This window comes from uncultured Deefgea sp. (assembly GCF_947072475.1).
Taxonomy (GTDB): domain Bacteria; phylum Pseudomonadota; class Gammaproteobacteria; order Burkholderiales; family Chitinibacteraceae; genus Deefgea.
On sequence record NZ_CAMTIA010000043.1, the window covers coordinates 19,472 to 27,777 of the forward strand.

General features: G+C 49.6%; 6 protein-coding genes and 1 pseudogene. 5 read left to right on the forward strand and 2 right to left on the reverse strand.

Annotation, left to right across the window (positions count from 1 at the left end; genetic code table 11):
• Positions 1–361: 361 nt before the first annotated feature.
• Positions 362–826 (reverse strand): flagellar export chaperone FlgN, encoded by a 465-nt coding sequence (flgN, locus tag Q0V82_RS12645; protein ID WP_297576282.1) that lies wholly within the window; start codon positions 824–826, stop codon positions 362–364.
• A complete protein-coding gene (flgM, locus tag Q0V82_RS12650; protein ID WP_297576284.1) occupies positions 823–1,113 on the reverse strand; it encodes a flagellar biosynthesis anti-sigma factor FlgM in 291 nt (96 codons plus the stop codon). Before flgM ends, flgN begins: the two co-directional genes overlap by 4 nt.
• A 214-nt stretch (positions 1,114–1,327) precedes the next feature.
• Between flgM and fliW the strand changes: the two genes are divergently transcribed.
• The 5 genes and pseudogenes from fliW to Q0V82_RS12675 all read left to right on the forward strand — a co-directional run.
• Entirely contained in the window at positions 1,328–1,741 is a 414-nt protein-coding gene (gene fliW, locus Q0V82_RS12655) for a flagellar assembly protein FliW (protein ID WP_297576286.1), read from the forward strand.
• Positions 1,742–1,899: 158 nt separating this feature from the next.
• Positions 1,900–2,868 carry an acetyl-CoA carboxylase carboxyltransferase subunit alpha gene (locus tag Q0V82_RS12660; protein ID WP_297576288.1) on the forward strand — a complete coding sequence of 323 codons (969 nt, stop codon included), beginning with the start codon at positions 1,900–1,902 and terminating at the stop codon, positions 2,866–2,868.
• Positions 2,837–4,246, forward strand: a complete 1,410-nt coding sequence (gene tilS / locus Q0V82_RS12665) for a tRNA lysidine(34) synthetase TilS (protein WP_297576290.1) — start codon at positions 2,837–2,839, stop codon at positions 4,244–4,246. Before Q0V82_RS12660 ends, tilS begins: the two co-directional genes overlap by 32 nt.
• Before the next feature lie 465 nt (positions 4,247–4,711).
• Entirely contained in the window at positions 4,712–6,715 is a 2,004-nt protein-coding gene (locus tag Q0V82_RS12670) for a BCCT family transporter (RefSeq protein WP_297576293.1), read from the forward strand.
• Positions 6,716–7,016: 301 nt separating this feature from the next.
• Positions 7,017–8,306, forward strand: a pseudogene (locus Q0V82_RS12675) (DNA mismatch repair protein MutS); the annotation flags it as partial.

Genomic DNA, 8,306 nt, shown 5'->3' on the forward strand with positions numbered 1-8,306 from the left:
CGCTGCGCCTCTGCAACTTAAGAATACGCGCGCCATCCGATTGCTGTTTATTTACAAAAAACAAAATAATGCACATGCTTATTTGTAAACTTACGTACAGTCTACACCAGCAACAACTCAATGTTTTCGTAATTAATAAGGGGAAAATAAACACTACACATAGATAAAATCAGCACAAACAGCGTCGGCACCAAGCTCGAGTGGCGTAGCGCAAGGCGCGACAACTCAAAAGACCAACGCGTGCCGATCCCATCGACCAGCACCGGCGGTTTGATTTTTTAGCTCACTAAAGCGTAGGAAATCGAGATGAATTTAACAATAGAAGCGCTTGAGACCGCCTGCAGATTCGATCTGCAAGGCATTAAGCACGGTCGAGCGGTCGGCCTATCGCGGATTGATGGCGTAAACGACCATTGGCGCTGTAAGCGATTTCTTGATTTTTTTCTTGAGAAAGCAGACTGAGTAAATGGCGATTTGCCTCTTCATGGCATTGCACCAATTGTGCATTACTGCGATTAAGCACTGCGGCCAATTTGGCTTGCTGCTGTAATTGCTGCCATTGCGGCGCAATTTTGCGATCACCGAGCAAATAATCACTCAATTGTGATGCCGTATGTAAATTCAATTGCTGTGCAGATTGCAAGCGGCTTTGGGTTGCCATTTCTAGCTGTTGCACCGCCCGTGCTTTCAAGACCAGTAAATCATTCATTTGATCAAACTGACGACTGACCAAAATATCTTGTTCACGTTGCATTAACGCCACAAGCCGCTCCACCTCGAGCAGCTCAATTGCAATCGACGAGTACAAATCAACCGGAGAGATCATGGACGGGCAAGCAGTGCTTTCACACTCGACAGTAAGCCATCGGCAATCGCCTCAGGTTTAATCGCAAAGCGCCCGTCAGCAATCGCTTGGCGGATTTCAGCTACTTTGTCGGCATCAAAGGTCGAATCGCTTTTACCTGCACCCGCGACATTGGACAATTGAGCCGCTAAGGGATTGATGCTAACGCTGTTTTTTTCTGTCGCTTGCTCAGCCTTAGCAGCAACACGGCCTTCAAGCGGCCGCGCAGCGATATTGGCTAATGGCTTGCCAGAGTTGTCAATTTTCATGATTGCATCCTATGCCAATTTAATGGCGCACACTCAATTTCTTCCATTATGCCAATTATCGACCCAAGTTTGAAATTCTTTAGTAATTCAATTGTTTATCAGTAAACGCTTAAACACAAGTCACCAGAAATTACAACAGCATAGACCCAAGCTCAGCACATAGCGTATGAATACGTTATCCTTGGCTTTCATATTCCTTGGTGGAGCCTTTTAAATGCAAGTTTATCCTAGCCGTTTTGGCCAAATTGAAGTTGACCCCGAAACCATCATTCAATTTCCACTGGGCATTCCCGGCTTTGAAGATTGCAAAAATTACAAACTGCTTCACGAAGAAAAACCCAACCCTAAAGTATTGTGGCTGCAATCTTTAGATGATGCGGCAGTGCTGTTTACCTTGGTAGAAACTGAGCGTTTAGGACTCAACTACGCCTTGACCCTATCTGACGCAGAATGCCAAACCATTGAATTAACTGCGCCAAGTGATGCCAAATTATTTTTGATTCTATCTCGCCCAGAAGGCGGTGCCATTAGCGTCAATACCAATGCGCCCTTGGTCATCAACTTAAATACCCGCAAAGGCTTACAAAAAATTGACGTAAAGGCCGATATTGTTTTTCGCAATGCATAATGCATGCTGTCTTGAGCAGCAATTGCTCAGCACAAAGCCGTCGGCGTCTTGGAGCGCAGCCGTGCTTGCTGTATGATTGCGCCATTTTACGCGCTGGCCATACTGGCTAGTTGCGCGCGTGCGCTATTTGTAAGTGGCACTTCTGGAGTATGAAGAGCATGAAAACGACCTTCCTCGACTTCGAGCAATCTGTAGCCGAACTCGAAAACAAGATCGAAGAACTGCGCTACGTGCAGGACGATTCGGCAGTAGATATCTCAGTTGAAATTTCGCATTTAGAAAAAAAGAGCCAAGAGCTCACTAAAACGATCTACGCCAAACTGTCGCCGTGGCAAATTTCTCAAGTGGCGCGCCATCCGCAGCGTCCATATACCTACGACTATATCGCTGGTATTTTTACTGACTTTCAAGAATTGCATGGTGATCGCGCTTTTGCCGATGACTTAGCGATTGTGGGCGGTTTGGCTCGCTTTAATGGTCAAAGTGTCATGGTCATCGGCCACCAAAAAGGGCGCGATACCAAAGAAAAAATCTTACGTAATTTCGGCATGCCACGCCCAGAAGGCTACCGCAAAGCCTTGCGCATGATGAAATTGGCAGAAAAATTCAACATTCCCGTCATCACCTTTATTGATACGCCGGGTGCTTACCCTGGTATCGGCGCTGAAGAGCGTGGACAGTCCGAAGCGATTGGTCGCAATTTATTTGAAATGGCCAAACTGCGCGTACCGACCATCTGTACCATTATTGGTGAAGGCGGCTCGGGCGGTGCACTGGCGATTGCCGTCGGCGATATTGTACAAATGTTGCAATATTCAACGTATTCAGTGATTTCTCCTGAAGGCTGCGCCACCATTTTGTGGAAAACCGCCGAGCGTGCCTCCGATGCGGCCGAAGCCCTTGGTATCACCGCAACCCGCTTAAAAACCCTCGGTTTAGTCGATAAAGTGATTAGTGAACCCGTTGGCGGCGCACATCGCGACTATCAACTGATGATGAGCGCAATGAAAAAAACCATTGCCGATGGGCTTAAAAACTTACAAGCCAAATCGATTGATCAACTTCTCGATGATCGCTTTGAGCGTCTAATGGAATATGGCAAATTTAAAGAAGAATCCGTCGCCTAAAACGACATTCAATCACGAGGGCTGGCTTGCCGCATCAGCCGCCCTTGGTGACTTTTGCTGCAACGGGGGCCAAGGCCCCCGTTTTCAATCGCAGCCCTCCCCGACTCGCTTATGCGTTGGCTTTTCAGCCGGATTGGATTCCAGCGTACTGCTGCACTGGCTCAGTCAGCAGCAAACTGAACTGGGCTTTAGCTTAAGCGCCATTCATGTTCACCATGGCTTATCGCCCAATGCTGACGCTTGGGCCGAACATGCACGCGATTTTTGCCAAGCACTCCAGATTCCTTGCCAAATAGCACACGTCAACGTATCGCAAGATACTGGACTCGGCGTTGAAAGCAATGCCCGTACCGCGCGGTATCGTGCGTTTAGCGAGCAAGCTTGCGATGCCATCGTGCTCGCCCACCATCAAAACGATCAAAGCGAAACGCTGTTAATCAATTTGCTGCGCGGCAGCGGCCCAGCGGGCCTATCTGCTATGAAACCCGTGCGGGCGCTGAACGCGAACACCGACGTGTTACGCCCTTTGTTGCAGTTGCCACGTTCGGCCTTGCTGGACTACGCCAATGCCCATCAGTTGACGTGGGTGGAAGACGAAAGCAATCAAAACACGGCCTTTAAACGCAATAAAATCCGCCATGAGCTGATCCCTTTACTTGAGGGTATTAACCCCAAAGCCATCGCCACTATTGCCCGTAGCGCAATACATCAAGGTGATGCTGCGGCGATTTTATTAGAGCGTGCCCAAGAAGACCTCGTGCTGTGCGTGCAAGAGCAGGCTTTGCAACTTGCGCCATTTCAACAGCTCAGTGCTGCGCGGCAACGCAATGCCTTGCATCACTGGCTCGATACCCACGGCATTACGCTTGAATTGCGGGCATTTGACGAACTACTGCGCGTCACTTTTGACGCCGCCAGCGACACCTGTCCTGCGCTTGTTTGGCGTAATGCCGCGATTCGCCGCTATCGTGGCGCATTGCATATTACGCGCGCCAGCTTAAACCCGGGCCCTGAATTAGATCGCCAATGGCAAGACGCGCCGCAGATTGCCGATTGGCATGGCGAACTGCGCTGGATTGAAGCAGAACACGGCATTGATCTGCGCTTTTTGCAGCAAGGCTACCGTATCGCCGGCCGCTCTGGCGGCGAAAGCCTCAGACTGGCAGCCAATCGCCCAACGCGCTCGCTCAAAGCCCACTGCCAAGTCCTTGGCATTGCACCATGGCTACGCGAAACTACGCCGCTGATTTACCTTAACGGCCAACTGGCTGCCGTGCCCGGTCTTGGCGTTCACGCTGATTTTCAAGTTGCCGCCGATCAAATCGGCTGGCTGCCGATTTGGCAAGCCAATCACCCCAATTTGCCCAGCTGCAAATAAAGGCGATGAATCATCATCTACGGCATCCCATGATCAGCTCTTTAGCATCATAGGGTGCCGTTAATGCAGTCCGCTCACGAAAACGGGGTGTATATACCCCAATGCAGATGCAGTCTTCCTTACGAAACATCTAGATTTTGTTGACGTTTTTTTCGCCGCGCAGGCAAACCAAACGTCAACAGAAGCTAACAATGCCCCTGCGGTAACTGACTCGCTCAACACACTGACAAAGCCATCAAATTGTTACGGGTAACGTCAATACAACACCCAAGCTATTCATGCAATTAGGGAATTTGTCACAGAGTCATTACGAATAAATTGCTAAAGTCTTCTAGTCACCTTTCAACATCAAGCGCTTCTTTTGCAAAGAAGTCCTCGCACGACGCATCGCTCCTCATCTTGTAAGTTAGACTTCCCGAGTATCTTCTCATGCGAGATCGAGGAGCCACTTCACGGTGGTAAATAATGATTCAACGTCTGTCTGCGCATACTTTTCGTCTGCCTGTTTTTATCCCTAGTTTAGTCATCATCATCAGTTTGCTCGCGTATTGCACTCTAGCCACACAGCATGCTGAACAACAATTTGTCGCTACCCAAGCTTGGATTACGCAGCATTTTTCTTGGTTTTATATTTTTGCCGTTTCTGGAGTTTTTATTTTTCTAATCGGCCTAGCAGTCAGTAGCTTTGGCAACATTCGGCTTGGTCGTGATGACTCCGAACCAGAATATAGTTTCCTATCCTGGCTAGCCATGCTGTTTGCTGCCGGAATGGGAATTGGTTTGATGTATTACGGCGTTGGCGAGCCCTTACAGCACTTTGTCTCGCCGCCCACTACCGAAGCCAAAACCATGGCTGCCGCTGGCGAAGCCATGAATAGCACCTTTTTACACTGGGGCTTTCATGCATGGGCAGTTTATGGCTTAGTGGGCCTAGTGCTAGCCTATTTTGGCTATCGCTATAATTTGCCCCTCACATTACGCTCTGGTTTATATCCAATTCTAAAAGAAAAGATCAACGGCCCAATTGGCCATGCGGTCGATATTTTTGCCTTATGCTGCACCTTATTTGGCTTAGCGCCTTCGGTTGGTCTAGGAGCAGGTCAATTGGCCGCAGGGATCAGCCGACTCACCGGCTGGGATACCAGCGGATTTTCGATTCAATTACTGATCATTGCTACGGTGATGATACTCGCCGGCTTATCTGCGGCAACAGGCATTGGTAAAGGCGTACGCCGTCTTTCCGAGCTCAATCTGTTCTTGGCACTTGCACTCCTTTTATTCGTATTATTCACCGGCCCAACCTTATTTTTACTTTCGGCAATGGCTGAAAATGTATCCCAATACATTGGCAATTTTGGCAGCCTGACCTTCCGTACCTTTGCCTATGCCGACACGACAAGTCAAAGCTGGTTTACCGACTGGACCATTTTATATTGGGCTTGGTGGATTTCTTGGTCGCCTTTTGTGGGGCTATTTATTGCCAAAATTTCTCGTGGCCGCACTATTCGCGAGTTTGTGGTTGGCGTGATTTTAATTCCAAGTGCCTTTACCTTTTTATGGATGACCGTTTTTGGCAACAGCGTCATCTGGTTTGATATGCACGTGGCCAATGGGGCGCTCTCTGCCACCTCGGGCAATATTGATGCTTTATTATTTAATTTTTTCCAATACCTTCCCTTGCCCGCATTGGCTTCAGCCTTATCACTCCTGCTGATTGCCGTGTTTTTTGTAACCTCTGCCGACTCTGGCGCCTTGATGCTTGATTCTCTAGCCTCTAAAAGTGAACAAAAATCCCCTATTTGGCAGCGGCTATTATGGGTATTTATCTTGGGCACGACCGCCAGCATTTTGCTTTGGACTGGTGGACAAAAAGCATTAATGACCATGACTTTAATCGCAGCACTGCCCTTCACAGTGATTATTATTTTATTGGCCTATTCTTTATGGCGCGGCTTAGCCTCGGATCAACGCCATAGCCAACAAGCACTGAGCCCAACCAGCACTTTTTGGAATGGTGAGCATTGGAAAATGCGTCTAGAGCATATTTTGCGACAGTCCAGCCAAACCGATGTCAATCAATTCATTACGACCATTGTCGAGCCTGCACTCAACACAATTGCCGACGAAATGCGCCAGCAAGGCTGTCATGCAACAATCCAGCGCGACAATGAACATTGCATTGCATTGGTCTTACCACAAAATGGCATGCGTGACTTTGTGTACGGCGTTCGCGCAGAAACACGGCCAATGGCTAGCTTTGCCCTCAGCCAGATCTCGCTGCCAGCCAGTGATCGCAAACTCAGCATCGAGCCAATGACTTTTTTTGCCGATGGCCGTAAAGGCTATAACGTTGAATACCTAAGACAAGCCGAGCTCATTGCCGACGTTCTCAAGCAATACGAGCGGTATCTGTCGCTAAGCCATACTGATGAAGCTCATCTGATGAATACATCCCCTCTACACACCTAAAGTTTTGGCCAAAGGCCTTGTTACAGTCGCACCCATCAACACGACAAACACAAGGCTTTGTTCTCTCCCTTGCGAACAACACCCACACCGAAGCACTCAAAGCGCCCTTACAAGGAGCTTTGAGTACTTTTATTCCCACATCACAACCCACATCACAAGACCGGACATGTCCAATATTGCGACTCAAGCCTGGGCAAAATAGTGCCACAGCCAGTGATTGAAAAGGCAACAAGTGGTATCCTGCTCACCCATCACGGTGGCAATCGCGCCAGCAAATAAACTTTAGAGTGACGAATTAAAATTGAACAAAAACAAAGACTTAAAACCAACCCCCATGATGGCGCAATATTTTTCGCTCAAGGCCGATCACACCGACAAACTGGTGTTCTATCGCATGGGGGATTTTTACGAGTTGTTTTATGAGGATGCGGTTAAAGCGGCGCGCTTGCTCGATATCACCCTCACCACCCGCGGCAGTAGCGCCGGTGAGCCGATCAAAATGTGCGGCATTCCATTTCATTCGCTCGAACCGTATCTGGCTAAATTAGTCAAACTCGGCGAATCGATTGCCATTTGTGAACAAATTGGCGATCCCGCCACCAGCAAAGGGCCGGTCGAGCGCAAAGTCATGCGCGTGGTCACACCGGGCACTTTAACCGACGCGGCGCTACTGGACGACAAACAAGAAAACCGCCTGTTAGCGTTACGTTTTGTCAAAGGCAAACTGGGCATGGCATGGCTGTCATTGGCGTCGGGCGATTTTGCTTTGATGGATTCTGACGTCGAAAAAATCAGCTCAGAACTAGAGCGACTGCGCCCGGCTGAAATCTTGGTGCCTGACGGCACTGAGCTGGCACTACTCGATCAGCTACGCATCCCAGTGCGGCGGATTGCCAGCTGGCAATTTGAAAACGACAGCGCCCAGCGCAATCTAAGCCGGCACTTTAGCGTCCATGATTTAAGCGGCTTTGGCGTGAGCAATGACATGCTGGCTCTCGGCGCTGCGGGTGCCTTGCTCGATTATGTCCGCAGCACGCAAGGCGGCTCGCTACCGGCACTCAATGGCCTGCGCGTAGAAAGCACCACCCAATACATTGAGCTGGATGCCGCCACACGGCGCAATCTTGAAATCACCGAAACCATTCGCGGCGAAACCGCACCCACGCTGTTTTCTTTACTTGATCAATGCGCAACAGGCATGGGTTCGCGCCTATTGGCGCATTGGCTGCATCATCCATTGCGTCAGCACAGCAAAATCATCGAGCGGCAAGACGCGATTAGCACGTTGATTGAGCAAGCGCGCTGTGAAACGCTCTACCCAATCCTGCGTGAAATCGCCGATATCGAGCGCATCGTTTCGCGCATCGCACTGCGCAGCGCCCGCCCCCGTGATTTAGCCAGTTTACGCAGTAGCTTGCAGGTATTACCGCAATTGGCCGAGCAGCTCCCGCACAATGGTTTATTTCGCGGTTTAGCGGCCGCACTGAATGCAGAACCCGCCATTGCCAGCTTGCTACAAGCGGCAATTCAAGCCGAACCGGGGGTATTAATTCGTGAAGGCGGCGTGATTGCGGATGGCTATTCAAGCGAT

Coding starts and splice junctions, on each gene's coding strand:
- flgN (WP_297576282.1), bottom strand. CDS start 826: ATGATCTCTCCGGTTGATTTGTACTCGTCGATTGCAATTGAGCTGCTC.
- Q0V82_RS12660 (WP_297576288.1), top strand. CDS start 1,900: ATGAAAACGACCTTCCTCGACTTCGAGCAATCTGTAGCCGAACTCGAA.
- fliW (WP_297576286.1), top strand. CDS start 1,328: ATGCAAGTTTATCCTAGCCGTTTTGGCCAAATTGAAGTTGACCCCGAA.
- tilS (WP_297576290.1), top strand. CDS start 2,837: ATGGCAAATTTAAAGAAGAATCCGTCGCCTAAAACGACATTCAATCAC.
- Q0V82_RS12670 (WP_297576293.1), top strand. CDS start 4,712: ATGATTCAACGTCTGTCTGCGCATACTTTTCGTCTGCCTGTTTTTATC.
- flgM (WP_297576284.1), bottom strand. CDS start 1,113: ATGAAAATTGACAACTCTGGCAAGCCATTAGCCAATATCGCTGCGCGG.